The sequence below is a fragment of the Planktothricoides raciborskii GIHE-MW2 genome (genome assembly GCF_040564635.1).
Taxonomy (GTDB): Bacteria; Cyanobacteriota; Cyanobacteriia; order Cyanobacteriales; family Laspinemataceae; genus Planktothricoides; species Planktothricoides raciborskii.
Map to the genome: position 1 here is coordinate 5,717,114 of NZ_CP159837.1, position 22,810 is coordinate 5,739,923.

A 22,810-nucleotide genomic window follows, 5' to 3' on the forward strand; every position below is an offset into this window, starting at 1 on the left:
TAGTCTAAAACATATTAACATTGCCAAACGTTCAACTCGCGAAAAGCCTAACTCTCAACCGTGCGATCGCCCCGAAAATATGTTAAAAATTTATTCTCCCAACACTTTGATGTTTAACCGCTTAATCGGTAAATTGGAATAGGTTTTCTTTGACACCGAGGGACAGAGAGACAAGAAACCGGGTTTCTTAAAGAAACCCGGTTTCTGGACACAGAAGAAACCCGGTTGCTATTTTCCTGAATTAAAACCTGTTAAACCTGATATTATAATGCCAAAAGCTAATTGAGGTTTTAATTATGCTTGTAGAGTTCAGCGTGGAAAATTATCGGTCAATTAAGGAAAAACAAACTTTAAGCATGGTGGCATCTACAGAAGAAACTTTGCTGGCAAGTAATAGTTTTCCGATGCCTAATAGTAAAAAAATTCGATTATTGACAAGTACAGCGATTTACGGACCAAATGCTTCCGGTAAGAGTAATTTAGTGCAAGCTATTCAAACTTTTCAGAGAATTGTGCTTAATTCTGCTAGTCGAATGCAAGTGGGCGATCGCTTTCCTGTTCAACCCTTTTTATTTGATACTGCTTATGAGCAAAAACCCACTGGTTTTGAAGTTATTTTTATTCAGGATAACATTCGTTATGCTTATGGAATATCTTTAGACCAGAAGCGGGTATATGAAGAGTGGTTACTCGCTTATCCCAAAGGAAGGGCGCAAACCTGGTTTTCTCGTCGATATAATCCAGAAAATCCTGATTTATAACCAGAAAATCATGGTTATGAATGGTCGTTTCCCTCATTAAAAGGAGAAAAAAAGCGCATTCAACAATTGGTGCGGCCAAATTCTTTATTTCTCTCCCATGCTGCTCAGAATAATCACCCTGAACTTACAGAGATATTTAGCTGGTTTTTAGATGATATAAAAATTATTAATTGTGAAAATATATTTTTGCGAGTATATACAGCCCAACTATGTGAAACAAATCCCCAATTAAAAAACTTTATTGTCACCATACTTAGACAAGCAGATTTTGATATTTATGACATCGCGGTTAAAACTGAAGCCTTACCAAATAATCAACAAAATTTGCTAGATGCCATACCTTCATTTTTATCAGAAAAAGTTTTTCAACAAGAATCTAATGAACCAGTCGTTGAAGACCTATACCAATTATTCAAACTAGATCAAACAGAAAAAATTTTTCTCATGCATAAATTAGAAAATGCTGAAAATGATTTTAGAGAATTACAATTAGAACAAGAATCAGAAGGAACTCAGCGTTTATTTGAAATAGCTGGGTTTGTGCTAGAAGTTTTAATCGAAGGAAAAATTATCATCATAGATGAACTCGATCGCAGTATGCACCCAATTCTGGCTAGGGAGTTAGTCAGAATGTTTAATAATCCAGAAATTAACAAAAATCATGCCCAGTTAATTTTTACCACTCACGATACTACTCTGTTAGATAGAGAGATATTTCGTGCGGATCAGATTTGGTTTACGGAAAAAAATCACAGTCAAACCAAGTTATATTCTTTGCTGGAATTTCGCCCTAGGGAAGATGAATCATTGCAGCGAGGTTATCTGTTAGGTAGATATGGAGCCATTCCTTTTATTAGTGGATTGAGTATTTATTGAGTATTGAGGGAATCAAAAAAATCCGGTATCCTGAAAAAGGGCGATCGCTATCAAAAAAATCTGTCATTATATCAACCGTTAAAAGATTACCAAACAACAGCCATCCAGCGAGCCGAAAAGCTGACTAAAACTGGACAGGATAACCCATCAACACAAGTTCACGAGTTAGTCAAATACTTAAACAGTCAGAGTTAAACTAATTCAGAGTTAAACTAATTTTGATGTTACTGGAATTTTCTCAATTTCAGGCAGTTAAATTCATGGTCGCTTTAAAGACCTATTTCGACTGGGAAAAGCCGATCGCGCACCCCTATCTCTCCCCTCCGTGTAACTCTGTGCCCTGAAGGAGACAAGAAACCGGGTTTCTACGCAAATTGGGGGAAAATATCCCAGGTTCATCAAGAAACCCGGTTTCTGGTGCCTGCACCCGAAAACAAGGCAAAATAGAATAGCGAATAATGAGAAAATCCTTAAGGATAAAGATTTTTGGGAGAACACGAATGAAAAGCCCCTTCCTGGAACGTCTCCACAGCCCCGATCGCCCAGTAATTGTCTTTGATGGCGCAATGGGCACCAACCTGCAAGTCCAAAACCTGACCGCTGCGGACTTTGGCGGGCCGGAGTATGAAGGTTGTAACGAATACCTGGTTTACACCAAACCGGAAGCGGTGGCAAAAGTCCATCGCAGTTTTTTGGCTGCGGGGGCTGACGTAATCGAAACGGACACCTTTGGCGGCACTTCTATAGTTTTGGCTGAGTATGACTTAGCAGACAAAGCTTATGAACTGAACAAAACGGCGGCGGAATTAGCAAAATCCGTGACCGCTGAGTTCTCCACCCCGGAAAAACCCCGGTTTGTGGCGGGTTCAATGGGGCCGGGGACGAAATTGCCCACCCTGGGACATATTGATTTTGACACCCTGTATCACGCTTTCGTCGAACAAGCGGAAGGACTTTATGACGGGGGAGTAGACCTATTTTTAGTGGAAACTTGCCAAGATGTGTTGCAAATTAAGGCAGCCCTGAATGGTATTGAGGCGGTTTTTGCCAAAAAAGGCGATCGCCGTCCGATTATGGTTTCCGTAACAATGGAACAAATGGGCACCATGTTAGTAGGGTCGGAAATTAACGCCGCTTTGTCAATTTTAGAACCCTATCCCATTGATATCCTCGGTCTAAATTGCGCCACCGGGCCGGATTTAATGAAAGACCATATCCGCTATCTTTGCGAACAGTCACCATTTATTGTTTCTTGTATTCCTAACGCCGGTTTGCCGGAAAATGTTGGCGGTCAAGCCCATTACAAATTAACCCCGATGGAATTCCGCATGGCTTTAATGCACTTTGTGGAAGATTTGGGCGTACAAATTATTGGCGGCTGTTGCGGAACCCGACCAGAACATATTGGCGCATTAGCAGAAGTTGTCCAAACTTTGAAACCGAAACCGCGCCCCGTTCGCAATCATTTGCAAAATGAACAAGACCGGGATATTCTCAACTATATTCCCGCTGCCGCATCTATATATAGTACCCAACCGTATCAACAAGATAATTCATTTTTAATTGTTGGCGAACGCTTAAATGCTAGTGGGTCTAAGCAATGCCGAACCATGCTGAATAATGAAGACTGGGATGGGTTGGTTGCTTTGGCAAAATCCCAAGTAAAAGAAGGAGCCCATGTCCTCGATGTGAACGTGGATTATGTGGGTCGGGATGGGGTACGGGATATGCATGAATTGGTGTCCCGGTTAGTCACAAATGTGACTTTACCCCTGATGTTGGACTCCACAGAATGGGAAAAGATGGAGGCGGGTTTAAAGGTGGCAGGGGGCAAATGTTTGCTGAATTCCACTAACTATGAAGATGGCGAACCGCGTTTTTATCAAGTATTAGAACTGGCGAAAAAGTACGGCGCCGGGGTGGTGGTGGGCACCATTGATGAGGAGGGTATGGCCCGCACAGCCGATAAAAAATTTGCGATCGCGCAACGGGCATATAATGCCGCCATTGAATATGGAATTCCCGCCCATGAAATCTTTTTTGATACTCTGGCTTTACCCATTTCTACGGGTATTGAAGAAGACCGAAAAAATGGCCAAGCCACCATTGAATCGATTAAGCGCATTCGCGAAGAATTGCCCGGTTGTCATGTTTTATTAGGGGTTTCTAATATTTCCTTTGGCTTGAATCCAGCAGCCCGCCAAGTGCTGAATTCAGTGTTTTTGCATGAAGCGATGCAGGTGGGTTTAGATAGCGCGATTGTTAGCGCCAGCAAGATTCTCCCTTTGGCAAAAATTGACCCCGAACATCAAGAAGTTTGCCGTCAATTAATTTACGACCAACGTAAATTTGATGGGGATGTTTGCATTTATGACCCCTTGGCAGAACTGACTAAATTATTTGAAGGGAAGACCACAAAGCGCGATCGCAGCGCCACGGAAAACTTGCCCTTAGAACAACGTCTCACCCAGCATATTATTGATGGCGAACGGATTGGTTTAGAACAGGTACTAGCCCAAGCCTTAGAAAAATATCCTCCCTTAGATATCATCAATATCTATCTATTAGATGGGATGAAAGTTGTGGGCGAACTGTTTGGTTCCGGGCAAATGCAATTGCCCTTTGTATTGCAATCTGCGGAAACCATGAAAGCCGCCGTTGCCTATCTCCAACCCTTCATGGAAAAAGAAGAAGCAGGGGATAATGCCAAAGGAACTTTAGTCATTGCCACGGTGAAAGGGGATGTCCATGATATTGGCAAAAACTTAGTCGATATTATTCTCTCTAATAACGGCTATCGGGTGATTAACCTGGGCATTAAACAGCCGGTAGAAAATATCATCGAAGCCTACCAAAAGCATAAAGCTGACTGTATTGCCATGAGTGGGTTACTGGTAAAATCCACCGCTTTTATGAAAGATAACCTGGAAACTTTCAACGAACGCGGCATTACCGTCCCCGTGATTTTAGGAGGGGCAGCTTTAACCCCGAAATTTGTCCATCAAGATTGCCAAAATACCTATAAAGGTAAAGTGATTTACGGAAAAGATGCCTTTTCTGATTTGCATTTTATGGATAAATTAATGCCTGCGAAAAAAGCAGGTAACTGGGATGATATCCAAGGCTTCCTGGATGAAATATCAGAAACTCAGAAACCGGGTTTATTAACAGAATCTCTGTCAAATAACCAAAATCCTGATATAAACCCGGTTTCTAATTCTAGCCCCGGTCAAAAAGAGGGAGAGCAAAAAGCAGAAACAATCGTAGAAATTGATACGCGACGTTCGGAAGCCGTTGCCGTGGATATTGAACGACCCACCCCACCATTCTGGGGTACGAAAATATTGCAACCGGCGGATATTCCTTTAGAAGAAATCTTTTGGCATTTGGACTTACAAGCCCTATTTGTGGGGCAGTGGCAATTCCGCAAACCGAAAGAACAATCACGGGAAGAATATGACCAGTTTCTCGCGGAAACCGTCCATCCGATTTTAGCGGAATGGAAACAGCGAGTGGTGGCGGAAAATATCCTGCATCCCCAGGCAATTTATGGCTATTTCCCCTGTCAAGCAGAGGGCAACACTTTATATATATATGACCCGCAAGCTGTGGCCGAAAATCAAGATATTCAGTCTCTAGAACCGATTACTTTCTTTGAGTTTCCCCGGCAAAAGTCAGGACGACGGTTATGTATTGCGGATTTCTTTGCCCCGAAAGAAACAGGTAAAATTGATGTGTTTCCCATGCACGCGGTGACAGTCGGCGAAATTGCCACGGAATACGCTAAGAAGTTGTTTGATTCTAATCAATATACCGATTATTTGTATTTCCACGGTATCGCCGTCCAAACCGCAGAGGCGATCGCGGAATGGCTTCATACCCGAATTCGTCGGGAGTTAGGATTTGCATCAGAAGAACCGGACAATATTCGCGATATGTTGCAACAACGTTATCGCGGTTCTCGGTATAGTTTTGGTTATCCCGCTTGTCCGAATATGCAAGACCAATATAAGCAGCTAGAGTTGCTAGGATGCGATCGCATTAATATGTATATGGACGAAAGCGAACAAATTTATCCTGAACAGTCAACTACGGCGATTATTACTTATCACCCAGTGGCGAAATATTTCAGTGCTTAAATCAATACCCAGAAACCCCTAAGTTAACCCAGAAACCCGGTTTCTTCAAGAAACCGGGTTTCTTTTTCCACACCCAGAAACCCGGTTTCTTTTCTTGAGAAGTGCGATCGCTTATTTGCCAATTAATCTATCATATTCACCATGAGACCCAATCCAAAACCATAAAATCCCATTTTCAACTTCTATCCCTAAAGCCCGATAGGATTTTCCCACTCTAACCGACCAATATTGATTAACTTTCTTAAAATGTAGAGAAGGATGATTCGGTATATCGCATTATATTTGTTGATAGTCTCCAGCTTCAAAGTCAGCCAGGGCTTCTTTAGCTAAATCATTTTACCATCCAGAATATCTTGTTCTAATTGTCGATCCCATTGTTGGTAATCTAAATCTAGTAACCAATTGCGTAATTTAGCAAAATCTGTTTCGGAAAGATTTAAAATAGCGGCTTCAATTTGTTCAACTGTCATAATTACTCAATTCTCCTAAACAGTTATTAAGATTATAGCATTTTTCAAATTAATTAGGCGGAGATTGCTTTTTCGGTCGGCAGGCGATCAGGTGGCGATCGCCTTTTCTGTCAGAAACCAAAGTCCCAAGAAAACCGGTTTCTTAACTAAGATGTGGGCGATGATGCTAAAATTAACCCAGAAACCGAGTTTTTTGATTAAGTTAACCCAGAAACCCGGTTTTTTTTTCGCAACCCGGTTTCTTTTTTGTCAGCGATCGCTTATCTAAGAAAATTGCCATGATGTTAACTTTTATTAAATTGGGTGGTTCTCTGATTACGGACAAACGAGAACCTAGCAGCTTTCATCGCCAAATTATCTATCAAGTTGCCCAAGAAATTGCCCAGGTCAGAAGAACACAACCGGAATGGCGCTGGTTAATTGGGCATGGTAGCGGGTCTTTTGGTCATTTTGTAGCCAAAAAATATGGCACAATCGATGGAGTTGTCACCGCTGAACAATGGCAGGGATTTGCCGAAGTTAGTGTCATGGCTAGACGATTAAATCATCTAGTTATCGAGACTTTATCAGAATTTCGTTTACCGATTTTTTCTGTACAGCCTTCGGCATCTACTTTATGTGAAAATGGCCAAATAATTCATATGCAAACGGTGCCAATTGTCACCGCATTAAAACATCGCTTGATTCCCGTGGTTTATGGGGATGTGGCAGTGGATGCACGGCTGGGAGGCACGATTATTTCTACAGAAAAAATATTTGCCTATTTAGCCAAAGAATTAAAGCCGCAGCGGATTTTTTTATTAGGAGAAGTGGCGGGTATTTACGATCGCACCGGCAAGATTATTGAGAAAATTACCCCAGACAACTTTGATGCGATCGCGCCAGAATTAGGCGGGTCTGATGGCACTGATGTCACCGGGGGTATGGCGGACAAAGTGGCAAAAATGTTAGCATTAATTCAAGAATTACCGGATTTAGAAGTTAGAATTTTTAGCGGTAAAGTTGTGGGACAAATAGAGGCAACTTTATTGGCTTACAAGACTCCAGGAACTTTAATTAGTCGGAAATAGACTGGCAAAAGTCACAGAACAGAAACCACGAGCGATCGGTTTAAATAAAGCAATTTTATTTGGCAATAAACATAATAATATTCTAGCCAAATTATAAAGTTTTGCAAAATCCATTTATAGGGGTATTTACCGGATTTTATACTATTTACAAAAATTCATCCAACAGTAGAGGCAAAGCATTCCGTAGGGGCGAATGGCCATTCGCCCGTACAAGGGCGAATGGCCATTCGCCCCTACAATGATCAAAATATTAACCTATATACCGGAATGCTTCGCCCCGCCCCGCTATTCTATGCTTTTTTAATTGTAAACGGTATTAATTGCCGAAAAAACGCGAATATCTACCAGCTAAAAGTCGCACATAATTTATCTGCATTTGCTAAAAAAAACGCCAACACCCCGTGAATGTCGATCTGGTTTATCGGGTTTTGCTGACCTAAGCTAAGGGTTAAAGGGTGCATTGATAGATTAATTTTTATTGCAGAACTAGACAGATCCCAATATTATGTGTTAGGTTAGTGCCTACAGGAACTCAAAATAGGAGTACCTATGAAATTTGTGAGCAGAATCGGGAAAATAGCGATTGTTGGTTTTATTTTTACGATTGGTGGAATCAGTGGAACTCTCCGACCATTTCTCAGACTAGCCTATCATTCCGTAACCTTCGCCCAATAACCTTCCCCAAAAGAAAATAAACGGGCTAAATATACACCACCACGAAGAGGATTTGACGGCACTCCTCTTATACTTGGGGGAGGTACTCATAGAGGACAATGGGAAGAAGACTCAAAAACAGCGCCCGGATTCACCAATGCCGAAATTGGCCGATCATTTTTATGAATGTTGATGATTGATGACTGAACTCCCAGACTGAAAAACCCAAGCTAAATTGCTATATGATTAATCAGGTTATTGTTATGATTTAAAATCATATGGCTGCATCTAAATTATGTTCTCAATTATGTAATTAGTCGTGCAATTAGGCCAAAATTTGCCTACTTACATAAATGTCTGATTCCCTGGTGAAGGCTTAGATGATGACGGCTGATATAGCAAAGGCGGCTTTCTGCTCTCGGCTATCGTGATTGTCTGTCAATATTAAATATATCCTAGTAGGATTTTCTAATTATGAGCGTTTTATGGAAATTAAGCATTTTCAGTTGTCTTGTTTCAATTAGTGCAATTGCGGGAATTGTGCGACCTTTTCCCGGAGAAGCTAATACCTCAGTAAAATTTGCGCCCGACCCTTCTCCACAAGAGAATCTATTGGCCCACGACTGCCCCATAGATTTCCCTGGTTGCCACGAGGGAAACGGTTATGCACCACCGCCACCAGAAGCATTTGAAACATCTAAGCCATTTGCTCTAGAAAATCGAGGAGGAAGATGCGAAGCCGACCAGGAGTTAGACCAGGATTTAATCGGACCATCCCTGGCTCCATTAACTCCTAAATTGCCGAATCATCCCCCAAGATCGGGAATGACGGTTTCCGCTTCTCCTCAATTTTTCATCTATAGTCCTCAAACGACGGCATCAACCGCAGAATTTGTTTTAAAAGATGAAAATGAGGAGGATATCTACAGAAAGACCTTTCCCATTTCTGGGGAAGCGAAAACCTTAGTTATCCGCTTGCCTGAATCGATTAATCTTGAAGTTAATCGTAGTTATCACTGGTATTTTTCTATCGTGTGCGATCCTGATAATTTAAGCAAGAATGTTGATATCAATGCCTGGACGCAACGAATCGAAGTTAATCCAGCTTTAGCGAATGAACTGAAAAATGCAGATACCCTGACTCAATCGGGCTTATATGCAAAAACGGGAATTTGGTATGATGCGATCGCCATTTTAGCCCAACTTCGGCAGGAAAACTCTGATGATGCGATCGCTGCGGAAAAGTGGCAAAATCTCTTAAACTCCGCAGGACTTCAAGAATTTGTGTCCTTACCAATAGAGACGATCTCATTAGAAGAATCAACAGAAGAATAGACTCCTTAATCTGAAAACGTAACAGTGTTTACGGAAAAATCAGGAGCTACTTCTGGTTAGGGTGGGCAAAATTTTACCCACCCTATTGCGCTCTCATTACAAGCTAATTGTTAACGATCGCCAAAATCACTTACAGCGGTTTCGCCCCTACTGAACCACGGTAGGGCGAAGCATTCCGTAGGGGCGAAGCATTCCGGTATTTAATTTAATATTTTCAGCATCAAACTTCTGCCGGAATGCTTCGCCCGTACAATATTGTAGGGGCGTCCTTGCGAAGCCCATGCCGTCAGGCTATATGGCCATTCGCCCCTACTGCGGTCATGCTTGGCCCCTACAGATATTTCTGGTTTTCTAAATAGAAAATTCCTTAACTTCTCTGAAATTTGGTTTGCTCAATCGATGGTTTAAGTATAATGAAATATTACCTAGAAAAAATCGTAAATTTACGATTAAAAATCCACCTAAATACTCAAAGGACAATATTAATTTTATCGATATTTTTCATAGATTTAACCTGTGCAGCTAAAGCTCAAATCGTCCCCGATGCAACTCTTCCAGTGAATTCCCTTGTCACCCCACAGGGGAATATTAATCAGATTGACGGAGGAACCAAATCTGGGGGAAACTTGTTTCATAGCTTTGAAACTTTTTCCCTGACCACTGGTAGCGAAGTATTTTTTAATAATGCTTTGGATATTCAAAATATCTTTAGTCGAGTGACCGGCAACTCGATTTCTCATATTGATGGGTTAATTCGAGCCAATGGCACCGCTAATTTATTTTTGCTAAATCCTAACGGGATTGTCTTTGGCCCAAATGCCCAATTAAACATCGGCGGCTCATTTTTTGCTTCGACTGCTCATCAAATTAACTTTGCTGATGGTGCGACTTTCAGTAGCCTACCCAGTGACACCACACCCTTACTCACTGTCACCCTTCCCGTTGGCTTACAAATGGGAGTCAATCCGGGCAAAATTATTGTCCAAGGTTCTGGAAATAATCTCTCTGTTGACCCAAATACCGGATTAATCCTCAGAAACAATCGTCCTATAGGCTTAGAAGTACAAGATAAAACCTTAGCTTTAGTCAGTGCTGACATTGAGCTAAACGGAGGAAACCTCACGTCAAAAGGGGGAAGAATTGAACTCGGTGGGATTGGAGATCGTCAAACCGTTGGCTTAAATGCCACAGACAATGGCTGGGACTTAGGATATTCAGAAGTCACCGATTTCCGAGATATTTACCTCAATGCTGCTGCCTCGTTAGATGCTTCGGGATCTGGTGGCGGTCGGATCCAAATTCAAGGGCGAAATCTCTGGTTAAGGGACGGGTCAGCGATTCTTTCTTTCACAGAAGGAAACCAACCTGGTCAAAATCTGACGGTTCGCACCACCGAGAGCATACAATTAAACGGTTCTAACCCCTTGGGTTTTGCGAGTCTTGTCGGCACTGGGGTTGATGTCAACGGCAGCAACAATGCAGGCACAGTTATCCTGGAAAGCAATAATTTAACTCTCTCTGATGGAGCCGCTATCACCACCTCAACTTTAGGACAGGGAAATGGGGGAGATTTGAGTATTCGGGCTGCGGATTCAGTGACTTTCAGTGGGTTAGATAGCAATGGCAGGGGTAGCCGCTTGCAGATGGCAGTTTATCGACAAGCCACTGGGAATGCAGGCAATTTGACTCTGGAAACGACAAAATTAAATCTCTATGATGGAGCTTTTATCTCTACAGCAACCTACGGACAAGGCAATGCAGGGGATTTGACGATTCGCGCTAGTGAATCAGTCACTTTAAGCGGGTTGAATGCTGCCTATAAATCCGGTAGCAGATTGGCGACTTCCGTGGAATCAGGAACTATGGGAAATGGAGGAAACCTATTGATAGAAACAGGCCAGTTAACTCTCTCTGATAGGGCTACAATTACTGCTTATACTAATAAACAAGGCAATGCAGGCAACTTGACGATAAAAACAGGTCAGTTAACTCTCTCTGATAGGGCTACAATTACTGCTTATACTTATACACAAGGCAATGCAGGCAACTTGACCATAAAAACAGGTCAGTTAGCCCTCGCTGATGGATCTCAGATCAGCGCTATTACTTTTGCGGCGGGGAATGCTGGTCAATTAAGCATCACAGCCGAAACCATAGAGCTAATTGGTCAGACTGAAAGCCGTCGCACTGGGTTATTGGCCAGTGCCATAGATGGGACGGAAAATGGCACTGGGACAGGAGCGGGCGGCGATGTGAATATTATTACCGATCGACTGACGATCCGGGATGGTGCTACCGTCAGCGCGAGTAATTTCCACAGTCGTAACCTAACTCCTCCAGGACAAGGGCCAGCGGGTAGTATTGAGATTCAAGCAAATTCTGTTTTATTGGATAACGAGGGAATTATTACGGCAAAGGCAGCCTCTGGAGACCAGGGGAATATTACTGTTAACGCATCAAATATTGAATTACGTCGGGGTAGTACCATGATCACCGAAGCCACCGGCCTAGCAACTGGTGGGAATATTACCATCAATACGGACAACTTAGTGGCTTTAGAAAATAGTGATATTAATGCCAATGCCGCACAAAGTTTTGGCGGTCGTGTGATGATCGATGCAAATGGGATTTTTGGCACAGCGTTTCGGGATGAACCAACCCCCAAAAGTGACATTACTGCTACATCAGCACTAGGTGCGGAATTTAGTGGCATCGTGGAAATTAATACAGAAATTGATGTGACTTCTGGGTTAATCCAGTTACCGGAAAATATTGTGGATGCCACCAAACAAATCGATTCTAGCTGCCGTCCCGGTGAGCAACAAAGCGAGTTTATTGTCACCGGCAAGGGGGGGATACCACCAAATCCAATTGATGCGATGAATGATGAGGCCACTTGGATTGATTTAAGACCCCTGGGAGAGTTTTTCTCTTGGGAAAAAATCCCAAATCCGGTGATTTCTGCACAGTCAAATCTGCCACTGGTGGAAGCCCAAGGATGGACGATTAATGCTAATGGAAATATGGAGTTGGTGGCTAAAACGCCGACGGCAACGCCGAATAATCTTAATCTAAGACCCCAGGAGGGCTGTCTTGTGAATTAATCAGGAATTACGCATGAACGCTATCCGTAGGGTGTTGTTCCGAGCAGTAACGCACCAATACGCCATATATAGATTCGTTCCGTAAGTCCTATTAATATCCGAATGAAAGAAACCGGGTTTCTGCGATGATTTTTGCGTCTATTCCCAACAATTTTGCTAGAAACCCGGTTTCTGTCCGATCGCACTTAATATTATCACCATCATTCCTAGGGGAATATCAATGAAAAATTATCCAAAATTCTTTTTTAGCCTTGGGGTGGGAATGGCGATCGCTATGATGCCGATTCTGCCAAATCCGATCGCTATTTTAAAATCAAATAGCGATGACACCAAAGATATAACAGCCCTTGCCCAAACTCCCCAGAATTATAATTATCAACAACGGTTGCAAGAAGGTCGGGATTTTTTCCAAGCGGAACAATTTTCCCAAGCGGCAACGGTGTGGCAACAAGCGGTGACAGAATCTCATCGGGCAGGAGATTCATTAAATGAAGCGTTGGCATTGAATTATTTATCTTTGGCCGCTCAAAAATTAGGACAATGGCCAGAGGCGACGAATGCGATCGCCTCTTGTATTGCCCTGATTAAAACCCCGGAAAAAACTGATTTTAATGCCGCAGAATTATCGATTTTAGCGCAAGCGTTCAATACCCAAGGTCATTTGCAATATGCGACAGGTCAAACGGAAGCAGCCTTAAGTAGTTGGCAGGATGCCGCAAAAACTTACGCCGAAATTAATGATACCGCAGGAGCGATCGGCGCCAAAATTAACCAAGCTCAGGCAATGCAAACTTTAGGACTTTATCGGCGATCGCGGACAACTTTGGAAGCGGTAGAAATTGCCATAAAAAATGAACCGGCCTCTTTAATTAAAGCCACGGGATTACGCAGTCTAGGCAATGTCTTACGGGCTACCGGGGATTTAGCCAAATCCCGGGAATTATTGCAGCAAAGTTTAACTATATCACAAAATTTAAGGTTATCATCGGCGATCGCAGAGGCTGAGTTAAGTTTAGCCAATACAGCTAGAGCGATCGCCAAAAATGCCCTCGAATTCAGAGACCAAAAAACCGCCAATACTGAAATCAAAATTGCTCTCAATGGCTATCAAAAAGTAGCGGATCAATCTAATTCTCCCGCTTTGAGATTGCGAGCGCAGCTTAACCAGCTTAGTTTACTAATTGATACAGAAAAACTCAAGGAAGCGCAATCTTTAGTTCCCTTAATTCAACAACAACTTGAGCAATTACCCATTAGTCGTCAATCGGTAAATGCTCGAATTAATTGGGTTAACAATTTAATGCGATTATCTTTCGATCGCGATTCATCCTTAAATGAGCGATCGCAAATTTCTAAGATGGCTAGGGAATTAGCGATCGCAGTTCAACAGGCCAAAAAGTTAAATGACCCCCGCACTGAATCTTATGCCCTAGGTAGTTTAGGGAAATTATATGAACTGACAAAACAACCGGAAGAAGCCAAAAATATCACCGAAAAAGCTTTAGTTTTAGCCCAATCCATCAATGCCACAGAAATTGCTTATCGATGGCAGTGGCAGTTAGGAAGAGTGTTGAAAGCCCAAGGAAATAGAAAAGAGGCGATCGCTGCTTATTCCGTTGCCGTGGAAACCCTGCAATATCTACGCAAAGATTTAGCTTCTATCAATCCCGATAACCCGGATATTCAGTTTTCTTTTCGGGACAGTATTGAACCCGTTTATCGGGAATTTGTCAGTTTATTAACCGCTCCGAATGAAGAAGCGACTCAAGAGAATTTACGAGCCGCTAGACAGGCGATCGAATACCTACAACTCGCTGAACTAGACAACTTTTTTCAAGAAGCTTGTTTAGACGCAAACCCTGTACAAATTGACCAACTTGATCCCACCGCTGCGGTAATTTATCCGATTATTTTACCGGACAGAATTGCCGTAATCTTAGCTTTACCCAACGCACCATTACGTCTTTACAATACAATGCAAACTCAGGTAAAAGTTGAATCAAAAATAAATAAATTAAGGCAAAATATCGCCCGAGAATCGGGTAACAATAAACGAGGTTTAGAAACGGCTCAACAAATATATAATTGGCTAATTTTGCCTGCTGAATCTGATTTAAAAAATAGTCAGGTGCAAACTTTGGTATTTATCCTCGATGGACTCCTGCGAAATATTCCAATGGCGGCTTTGCACGATGGAGATAAATATTTAATTGAAACCTATAGTATTGCCCTCAATCCTGGACTGCAACTCCTCCCATCTCAACCGTTATTTAGAGAAAATCTCCAACTACTAATCGCCGGTTTATCAGCAGCAAGGCATGGGTTCTCGGCGCTGCCGAATGTAGAGAAGGAAATACAGCAAATTACCACAGAAATTCCCAGTCAGGTTATCTTAAATGAGGAATTTACTAGCGCTACTTTACAAGAGCAAATCAATTCACTATCTTTTCCAGTAGTTCATATTGCTACTCACGGCCAATTTAGTTCTCAAGCGAAAAATACCTTTATTTTAAGCTGGGATGGTAAAATTAATGTCAAAGATTTAGATAATTTACTCCGCAAAAAAGAAGCAGAATTATCGAGGCCGATTGAATTATTGGTTTTCAGTGCTTGTGAAACCGCCGCTGGAGACGATCGCGCTGCCTTGGGATTAGCGGGTGTTGTGGTCAGGGCAGGGGCACGCAGTACCTTGGCCACATTGTGGCAAGTCAGCGATGATTCTACGGCACAGCTAATGGTCAGATTCTATCAGGAATTAGCCCGCGATCCCAACGTTTCTAAAGCCGAAGCACTGCGACGGGCTCAGTTAAGTCTTTTACAACAAGATGGATACAAATTTCCTTATTTTTGGTCGCCTTATGTTTTAGTGGGCAATTGGCGATAGGGACATGGATAAGTCGGTTAAGCTACGAATTATGGTGATTGGTTGGTGATTGGTTATCGATCAATTCACCGGAATAACCAATAAGGATCATTGACTGTGACCAAAATCATCATCAGGGATAACGGAAATCACGCGATCGCAGGGAAAAAATCACCAGTGCTTGACAGGTGCGATCGCTCTCGCGGCGCGGATGCGCTATCGCAGGTTAATCTGGGTAATGGGGAGATGATATAAGTATCGAGTTAAAAAAACGTCCCATGTTCCCCATTAAACTGATCCCCGGAGCCATTTCTGAACTACTTGCCGTTGTCCGCGACACTCATAAAATCACCAAAGCAGACCGCTATGGACTAATGGCCGCAATTTTAGATGAATCCATCAGCGAAGAAGACCGCTTTTCCGTTGATCGCCTCCTGGGTTCTATCTACCGGGGACGAGTGCAAATTGTCGATGAACTCTCTACCGTGCTCTAAACCGTGTTCTAAACATTAATCCAAACATTAATCCAAACATTAATCCAAATAACTCGATAAGTCACTTGATAAATACAAAAAAACCTCGGTTTGGGACAACCGAGGTTTTTTGTCAGTTAACTTGGTCGGTTAAATAGAAGTTTTAGCGGTTAGCATATAAGTAGTCATCAGACCTTTACCTTTAACCTCGATCTGCCCGCGCTGTTCAAAATGATATTTATCCTGGTTTTTGAGTAACTGATAAGTGGAGGTGGTGATTTGAATGCAGCCCGGAATGCCCTGAGACTCCATGCGCGAGGCAGTATTCACCGTATCTCCCCACAGGTCGTAAATAAATTTTTTCAAGCCAATTACCCCAGCCACCACGGGGCCAGAATTAATCCCAATGCGAATCCGCAACGGTTCCGGACAGGGGATATTTAACTCATGGTTAAACTGGACTACTGCCGCTTGCATATCCAGGGCCATTTCCGCGATCGCCTCCGCGTGATCCTGTCGAGGAGTGGGCAAGCCTCCCACCACCATATAAGCATCCCCAATAGTTTTAATTTTCTCCAACCCATGTTTATCCGCTAATTGATCGAACAGGGAGAAAATTTTATTTAACAATTCCACTAATTGCTTCGCGGAAATTTGGGCACTTAACTGGGTAAAACCGACAATATCCGCAAACATCACCGTTACTTCGGGAAAGCTATCCGCAATCACACTTTCATTCAGTTTTAACCGTTCGGCGATCGGTTTTGGCAAAATATTCAACAGCAATTGTTCCGATTCTTCCCGCTGATAACGCAGGGCTTCCGCCACAATTTTCCGGGTAGTAATGTCTTGAACCGTACCTTCATAATAAAGGATTTGACCATGTTCATCATAAACGGCGCGAGCATTTTCAGAAATCCAAATTACATTGCCCCCAGTAGAATAAGCTAAAGACTCAAAATCCGATACAGCCCCAGAATTGGCGATCGCATGAATAAAATCATCGCGACGTTTTGGATCGATATAAAGTTGATTGCGAATATCCGTCACCCGCTGCATCAAATCTTCCGGAGTCCCATAGCCCAAAATTCTCGCTAATGCGGGATTAGCACTAAGAAAACGTCCATCAGGACTGGTTTGAAAAATCCCCTCCGTCACATTCTCAAAAATACTTCGATATTTCGCCTCCGCAACTCGCAAAGCTTCCGTAGCTTGCTGACGTTCTTGAATTTCAATTCTTAATTGATGATTAGACGCTTGCAAAGCTGCGGTGCGTTCTTCTACCCTCATTTCCAACTCTTCATTAGCTTTTTGGAGTTCAGCCTCAGCCCGTTTTCTTTCCGACTCTTCCATCGCTAAAGCCACAAAATCCGCCAAAGAAGCGGCAAAATTTTCTTCTTCTAAAGCCCATTGCCGGGGACTGCCGGTATGTTCAATACAAATCACCCCAACAATCTTACCTGCTAGTCTAATTGGGGCATCCAAAAGAGAAACAATCCCTAAAGGTACTAAATAATTAGCCGCCAATTCTTGAGCCCTAGGGTCAGTTTCCACATGACTTATTGCCAGGATGCGTTCAGCGGTTAAAGCTTGAAAATATTGGGGATAATCACTGACGGATATCGGCATTTCTGAACCATGGCGATCGCTGCTTTGCTCATACAAATCAAAACAAACAATCGCGCTTTTTTTCTCATTATATAGCCAGACACTCGCCCGTTCCACTTCCAAAGTTCGAGCCGCCACTTCGCTAATTTCCTGAATGGCTAAATGTAAATCTCCCCCGGTCCGGGTGCGATGTTTTGTCAGTTCTAATAAAGCATTACTTTGCCGCCGCAATCTTTGTTCGCTGGATCGGAGCGTTTTTTCCACTCGATTCCGTTCTACAATTTCCTCTAAAAACTGTATATTCACTTCTTCCAAAGCCGCCGTACGTTCAGCAACTTTAGTTTCTAAAGTTTCATTCAGTTCTTGTAACTTAGCTTCGGCGCTAATATATTCAGAAATATCTCTAGAAATTGCCAGAATTTCTAATTCTTTAGAATTTTGGGGATTCCGCACTAAGCGGCGATTGGTTTCCACCCAAATATAAGCACCATCCTGACGACGGATCCGGTGACGTACCAAGGGATTATTGCTGTTAAATATTGGCACTTTATCTTCTGGATGAAAAAACTCATCCGCCAAACAACCAATCATTTCTTCTGGTTCATAACCTAATAAAGAGCGACAAGAATCAGAAACAAATAAATAAATGCCTTCTGGAGTTTGTCGAGAAATTAAATCATTAGTGTTTTCCGTAATTAATCGATAGTAAGCTTCATTTTGCCGAATCGCCAATTCCATTTGTTTACTATTGCCTACTTCTCGACCCAGATAAATATAAGTTGATTTAATTTCTGGGATTTCTGAGTGAATTAATACGGCGGAAAAAGCTAGATAAATTTCTTCACCTGTTTTTTGCTTGCATAAGGTTTCGACATATTTTAGGCAATCATCTTCGGCAACTAGATGGTTGTTTTTGATATAACTTAAAATATTGAAATCAGTAATAATTTCATTAATATTTATGGCAATTAGTTCATTTCTATGATATTTTAAGATTTTTTCAGCCGCATAATTAGCTTTCAAAATATCCCCAGAGTCATCAGTAATAAATAAAGGAAATCCTAGCCAATCAATGATTTGATCGATGGACAAGTGATCCGTTTGAATTTTGTTGAGTAAAAAATTAACCTGTTTGTCCTGTTTCGCTAATTTTTGTTCTAAGATAAAAGAGGCGGTGGTATCTTCCAGGAAAATCATCAATTGATGGGGCTGATTCGGGGTGGACAAGTCGGTAGGTGCAGCGTTATCGTTGGCGATCGCCCACAAATCAAAATAAACCGGAGGCTGGTTTTTTGACCCCCGATGAATCTTGCTTAACTGAAAATGATCGGTTTGCCCGCTTAAAACAGCACTTAAAGAGTCTTTCCAGTCGGAAAGTTCCGGTAAAAATTCATAGATATCTTTTCCCACTGCGAGAGTTTCTGGAGCAATCACAAACTTTTGAACGTCGTGAGAAAAATCTTGGATTCGCCAATGCTCATCGACCTTCAGGTACTCCAGACCACGCCCAGCGCAGAATTTTTTTAAAAAAGGATTCATTGCGCTTGCCACATTGCTCCCATAAACAAGTTTCTCAGACCCCTGATATCCGCGTACCCAAGCGTGATGATGAACATCAGATTTGGTTCGGTTCATTCCTTATTATGCTCTACAGGACTTACCCATTACCTTTGGGGGAATTTTTGCTTGATTCCAGGCTTGATTCCAGATTATCTGCTTGAACATTTTAATCGGATTTACCCTGCCTTGGTAATTTAGTCTCGGTGTTTAGGGTTGCCTAGGTTTTCCTCACCCAACCTCAAATATCTGCTCAGGGATCGAAATCATGGGATTTCCCATCGGCGATCGCGATATCCGCCGCTGTGACGACGCGATCGCGCCCTAGCCTTTTCGCCTCATACAAAGCCGCATCTGCTGCCGCCACTAAATCCGGGAGGGTCTGGCCATGTTCCGGGAAGCAAGCCACCCCAAAAGAGCCGGAAATTGATCCCAGAGATTGGCCTTTATCCTCTAACCGGAGCAACTTCACCCCTGACCGGAGTGTTTCGGCTTTGGCTTGAGTCACTTCCAAGTCAGCATTTGGTAATACCACCAGAAATTCTTCACCCCCGTAGCGACAAGCCAGATCCCCATTGCCAATCGATCGGATTAATAATTGGCCGATCACCTGCAAAACGATATCCCCAGCCTGATGTCCGAAAGTATCATTAAAGCGTTTAAAATAGTCCACATCCAAGATAATTATCCCCATCGATTGTTGTTGTGCTGCCGCTCGCTGGATTTGTTGTTCCACAGATTCTTGGAGATAACGCCGATTAAACAATCCGGTCAGGGGGTCGCGAATACTTTGATTCTTTAACGTTTCTCGCACGGTTAAGTTGATCAAAGCTAACCCAATATGTTCGGCCACGGTCATGGCTAATTCTTGTTTTTCCTGAGTGATTTGCTCTAATTCAGGCCAACTCAAATATAATAAGCCGATGGTTTGTCCTTGCACGAGCATGGGAATACAGCAAGATGAATCCCTTGATGAATCTAGGCCGATATTTTGCCGAAATGAGCATAGTTGATGATCACAAATAAAATAGCGTTGTCCTGATGTCCATGCCGGACAATTAGATATCAAGAAGTTTTGCCAGTTGCTCGCAGGTAAGTCACCCCAAGTCGTCACCAGTTTCGGCTCTGATTGATCGTCGAGCGTTGTCAATATTGCCCCAATGCTTTCGGGAAATATTGGCGGCACCATTGCCGCGATCGCTCTTTCTGCTTCCTCTAAAGTAAAACACCCTTGAAGTTGATAGCTCAATTTGCTTAATCGAGTAATATCCTGGTTACGCTCTTGTAATTGATGCACTGATTCGGTCAGATTTTCATTAGCTTTTTGCAGTGCCGCTTCCATCCGCAGGCGATCGGTGATATCTCGACCAATGTAAATATAATTTTGTAACTCAGCACTCTCGGTGGAAAACATAGAACAAGAAAAAGCCACCACAATTTCCTTGCCATTTTTAGTCCGGCAATTTACCTCTAGATATTTCCCACTTTTGTCTTCCCAGGGATAATTAGGATCTAACTCATCGCTTTGTTTACTGATTTTTTTCAAAACTATTTCATCGGTAATAATCAGCGAAATTTGCTGGCCAATTAGTTCCTCTTGCTCATAACCAAACAACTGCTTCGCCGCCTGATTCAATTGTTTAATTTTACCCGAAAATCTCGTAACAAATAAACTATCTGCCATTGAATCAATTAATCGATTAATATAAGCATTTGTTTCCATTATTTTGTTTAAGAATAGGTAGTAATTATTCACCGATTGTACATACTTCTGCTTGAGGGAAAACTCCCTAGTTACATCTTTGATTATTAAGACAATGAAACCAGGATTTACATTTTCAGCAATTCCGACAATGTTTAAGTTAAAGTAAACAGGTTTTTTATCGCTTTTTTCTCGTGATATACCTTCGATTTCAAAGCTATGTTGATCGGTATTATTTATCAGATCCAGGCATTTTGCTTCTAGGCCGAATATTTCGGGAAAATAATTTCTGATATCGTTTCCAATTATAATAACATCCGAAGCATCTGTATATTTATTAACATTATCTGACGCCATAACAATTTTAAAATTTTTGTCAATTACTACATAAATAATCGATTGTTTTTGCAAAATAACTTGTTCAATTAGAGTTAACATAATCAAAATAGATCCATTATCTTGTGTAAATAATTTATCATTGATCAATACTTGGTGATTTAGCAAGTAATTTTAGCAAGTAATTTTAGCAAGTAATTTTAGCAAGTAATTTTAGCAAATAATTATTAATGGTAAATAAATGTGATGAAGTTGAGTTGATTGACGGGCAATTGTGAGGGATTTTCAATGAAGTTATTGCCGATATTTTGCCTCAACAATAGCCACTAGAGGATGATTTATATTACTTATAAAGTATTGTTTATTGGTAATATAGCCTTTTGAATAACGAATAAGTAATAACGAATAGCAAATAAATAGATGGTAAACGGTCAGATTAAATTGTAACTTGAGGCGATCGCCTCTTAAAATCTCTGTTTAAAATCTACTTGTCAAGGACTTCCGGATAAATAGTGCCGTCCCAAGTTCAATAGTGGTGTGACAAAATTAGGCAACATTAGCCAAAACAAGGAGTGATGAAAGATGTTAAGCCCCGATCCAACCCCCAGAGTGCCATCAAGGAGTGAGAGCAAGAATTCGGTGGACTGGTTGCGTCAACGTGCTTGGGTAGAAGTTGACCTGAATGCTTTAAGCCATAATGTCCGAGAGATTAAACGGCTGATTTCATCGGAGACGGATTTGATGGCAGTGGTGAAAGCAGACGCTTATGGTCATGGGGCGGTCAGCGTTGCCCAAACGGTACTGAAAACGGGGGCAAGTTGGCTGGGGGTGGCGACTATTCCCGAAGGAATTGAACTGCGGCAAGCGGGAATTACCGCCCCGATCGTGGTTTTGGGTGCCACCTATACCCCAGAGCAAATCTGCGCGATCGCCCAATGGCAGCTACAACCAACAGTTTGCACGCCCCAGCAAGCCCTGGTATTTTCTGAGATTTTGAGCGATACCGATTGGGTCGTGCCGGTACATATTAAATTAGACACGGGAATGTCCCGACTAGGGGCACCCTGGCAGCAAGCGGCAGAGTTTGTCAAACTGATCCAGGGTTTGCCCAATCTCACCATTGCCAGCATCTATTCCCATTTAGCCACGGCCGATAGCCTAGATCAAACGGTGATGCGGCAACAACAAGCCCGATTTCAACAAGCCATTCGCACTATTGCTCAGATCCAGCCTAAAATGCCCCGCCTGCATTTTGCCAACTCAGCGGCGACATTAACAGATCCAGGATTACATTACGATATGGTGCGAGTGGGTTTGGGACTTTATGGATTATATCCGGCGCCCCATTTGCGCCATACTTGCAATTTGAAACCCCTGATGCAAATCAAAGCCCGTGTCACCCAGGTAAAAACCATTGAAGCGGGGACTGGGGTCAGTTACGGTTATAGGTTTATTGCCGATCGCCCCTTACGCATTGCGGTGATTGGTATTGGCTATGCGGACGGTGTGCCCCGTCTGCTTTCCAATAAAATGCAGGTGTTAATCCGAGGTCAGCAGGTGCGCCAGTTGGGAGCCATTACAATGGATCAGATGATGATTGATGTCAGTAGCGTTCCCAATGTACAAGCGGGAGAAGTTGTCACCCTGTTGGGCAGTGACGGAGATTATGAAATTACTGCCGATGACTGGGCAAACGCGATCGGTACGATTTCTTGGGAAATTCTCTGTGGTTTTAAACATCGACTGCCTAGAGTCACCGTGGATCAGCTAGAACCCCTGGAAAAAGTAGCGCGATCGTGACAGCTATATATAGGAGCGATTCGCGATCGCCCCTACCCGTTGCGGGCGCAAGCGGGCGCAAG

14 protein-coding genes are annotated in these 22,810 nt (G+C 42.5%); 11 read left to right on the top strand and 3 right to left on the bottom strand.

Translation table 11 applies throughout. From position 1 onward, the window contains the following. Positions 1-296: 296 nt before the first annotated feature. From ABWT76_RS24475 to metH, 4 genes are all read left to right on the top strand, one after another. On the top strand, positions 297-761 hold the full coding sequence (locus ABWT76_RS24475; RefSeq protein WP_354635083.1) for an AAA family ATPase: 465 nt from the start codon (positions 297-299) through the stop codon (positions 759-761). 186 nt (positions 762-947) lie between these two features. Further along, on the top strand, positions 948-1,637 hold the full coding sequence (locus tag ABWT76_RS24480) for an ATP-binding protein (protein ID WP_354635085.1): 690 nt from the start codon (positions 948-950) through the stop codon (positions 1,635-1,637). A 3-nt stretch (positions 1,638-1,640) separates the two neighbouring features. After that, positions 1,641-1,832 carry a hypothetical protein gene (locus tag ABWT76_RS24485; RefSeq protein WP_354635086.1) on the top strand — a complete coding sequence of 64 codons (192 nt, stop codon included), beginning with the start codon at positions 1,641-1,643 and terminating at the stop codon, positions 1,830-1,832. A gap of 305 nt (positions 1,833-2,137) precedes the next feature. Then, the gene (metH, locus tag ABWT76_RS24490) at positions 2,138-5,776 is read left to right on the top strand and encodes a methionine synthase (protein WP_354635087.1); all 3,639 of its coding nucleotides are present in this window, start codon (positions 2,138-2,140) and stop codon (positions 5,774-5,776) included. Positions 5,777-6,102: 326 nt separating this feature from the next. Here metH and ABWT76_RS24495 read toward each other — a convergent pair whose 3' ends face one another. Further along, positions 6,103-6,246: a hypothetical protein gene (locus ABWT76_RS24495; RefSeq protein WP_199317350.1), complete on the bottom strand. Its 144-nt coding sequence runs from the start codon at positions 6,244-6,246 to the stop codon at positions 6,103-6,105. Between the two features lie 278 nt (positions 6,247-6,524). Here ABWT76_RS24495 and ABWT76_RS24500 point away from each other — a divergent pair, with 278 nt between their 5' ends. The 6 genes from ABWT76_RS24500 to ABWT76_RS24525 all read left to right on the top strand — a co-directional run bounded on the left by ABWT76_RS24500 (position 6,525) and on the right by ABWT76_RS24525 (position 15,766). Beyond that, positions 6,525-7,316 (top strand): isopentenyl phosphate kinase, encoded by a 792-nt coding sequence (locus ABWT76_RS24500; protein WP_082348682.1) that lies wholly within the window; start codon positions 6,525-6,527, stop codon positions 7,314-7,316. 1,194 nt (positions 7,317-8,510) lie between these two features. Then, on the top strand, positions 8,511-9,305 hold the full coding sequence (locus ABWT76_RS24505) for a DUF928 domain-containing protein (protein WP_190883147.1): 795 nt from the start codon (positions 8,511-8,513) through the stop codon (positions 9,303-9,305). 413 nt (positions 9,306-9,718) lie between these two features. Further along, positions 9,719-12,409 (top strand): S-layer family protein, encoded by a 2,691-nt coding sequence (locus ABWT76_RS24510; RefSeq protein WP_354635088.1) that lies wholly within the window; start codon positions 9,719-9,721, stop codon positions 12,407-12,409. Between the two features lie 220 nt (positions 12,410-12,629). Next, positions 12,630-15,293, top strand: coding sequence for a CHAT domain-containing protein (locus ABWT76_RS24515; RefSeq protein ID WP_354635089.1), 2,664 nt, complete (start codon positions 12,630-12,632; stop codon positions 15,291-15,293). A gap of 96 nt (positions 15,294-15,389) precedes the next feature. After that, on the top strand, positions 15,390-15,527 hold the full coding sequence (locus tag ABWT76_RS24520) for a hypothetical protein (RefSeq protein ID WP_156331433.1): 138 nt from the start codon (positions 15,390-15,392) through the stop codon (positions 15,525-15,527). Positions 15,528-15,550: 23 nt separating this feature from the next. Then, positions 15,551-15,766, top strand: coding sequence for a hypothetical protein (locus tag ABWT76_RS24525; protein ID WP_054464100.1), 216 nt, complete (start codon positions 15,551-15,553; stop codon positions 15,764-15,766). Positions 15,767-15,895: 129 nt separating this feature from the next. Here the strand turns inward: ABWT76_RS24525 and ABWT76_RS24530 are convergent, their stop codons facing one another. Beyond that, a complete protein-coding gene (locus ABWT76_RS24530; protein ID WP_082348681.1) occupies positions 15,896-18,988 on the bottom strand; it encodes an adenylate/guanylate cyclase domain-containing protein in 3,093 nt (1,030 codons plus the stop codon). A gap of 175 nt (positions 18,989-19,163) precedes the next feature. Next, positions 19,164-21,050, bottom strand: a complete 1,887-nt coding sequence (locus ABWT76_RS24535) for a diguanylate cyclase (protein WP_190878463.1) — start codon at positions 21,048-21,050, stop codon at positions 19,164-19,166. A gap of 480 nt (positions 21,051-21,530) precedes the next feature. On the opposite strand from ABWT76_RS24535, the gene alr reads away from it, so the two are divergent. Beyond that, positions 21,531-22,748, top strand: coding sequence for an alanine racemase (gene alr, locus ABWT76_RS24540; protein ID WP_054464097.1), 1,218 nt, complete (start codon positions 21,531-21,533; stop codon positions 22,746-22,748). Positions 22,749-22,810: the final 62 nt, after the last annotated feature.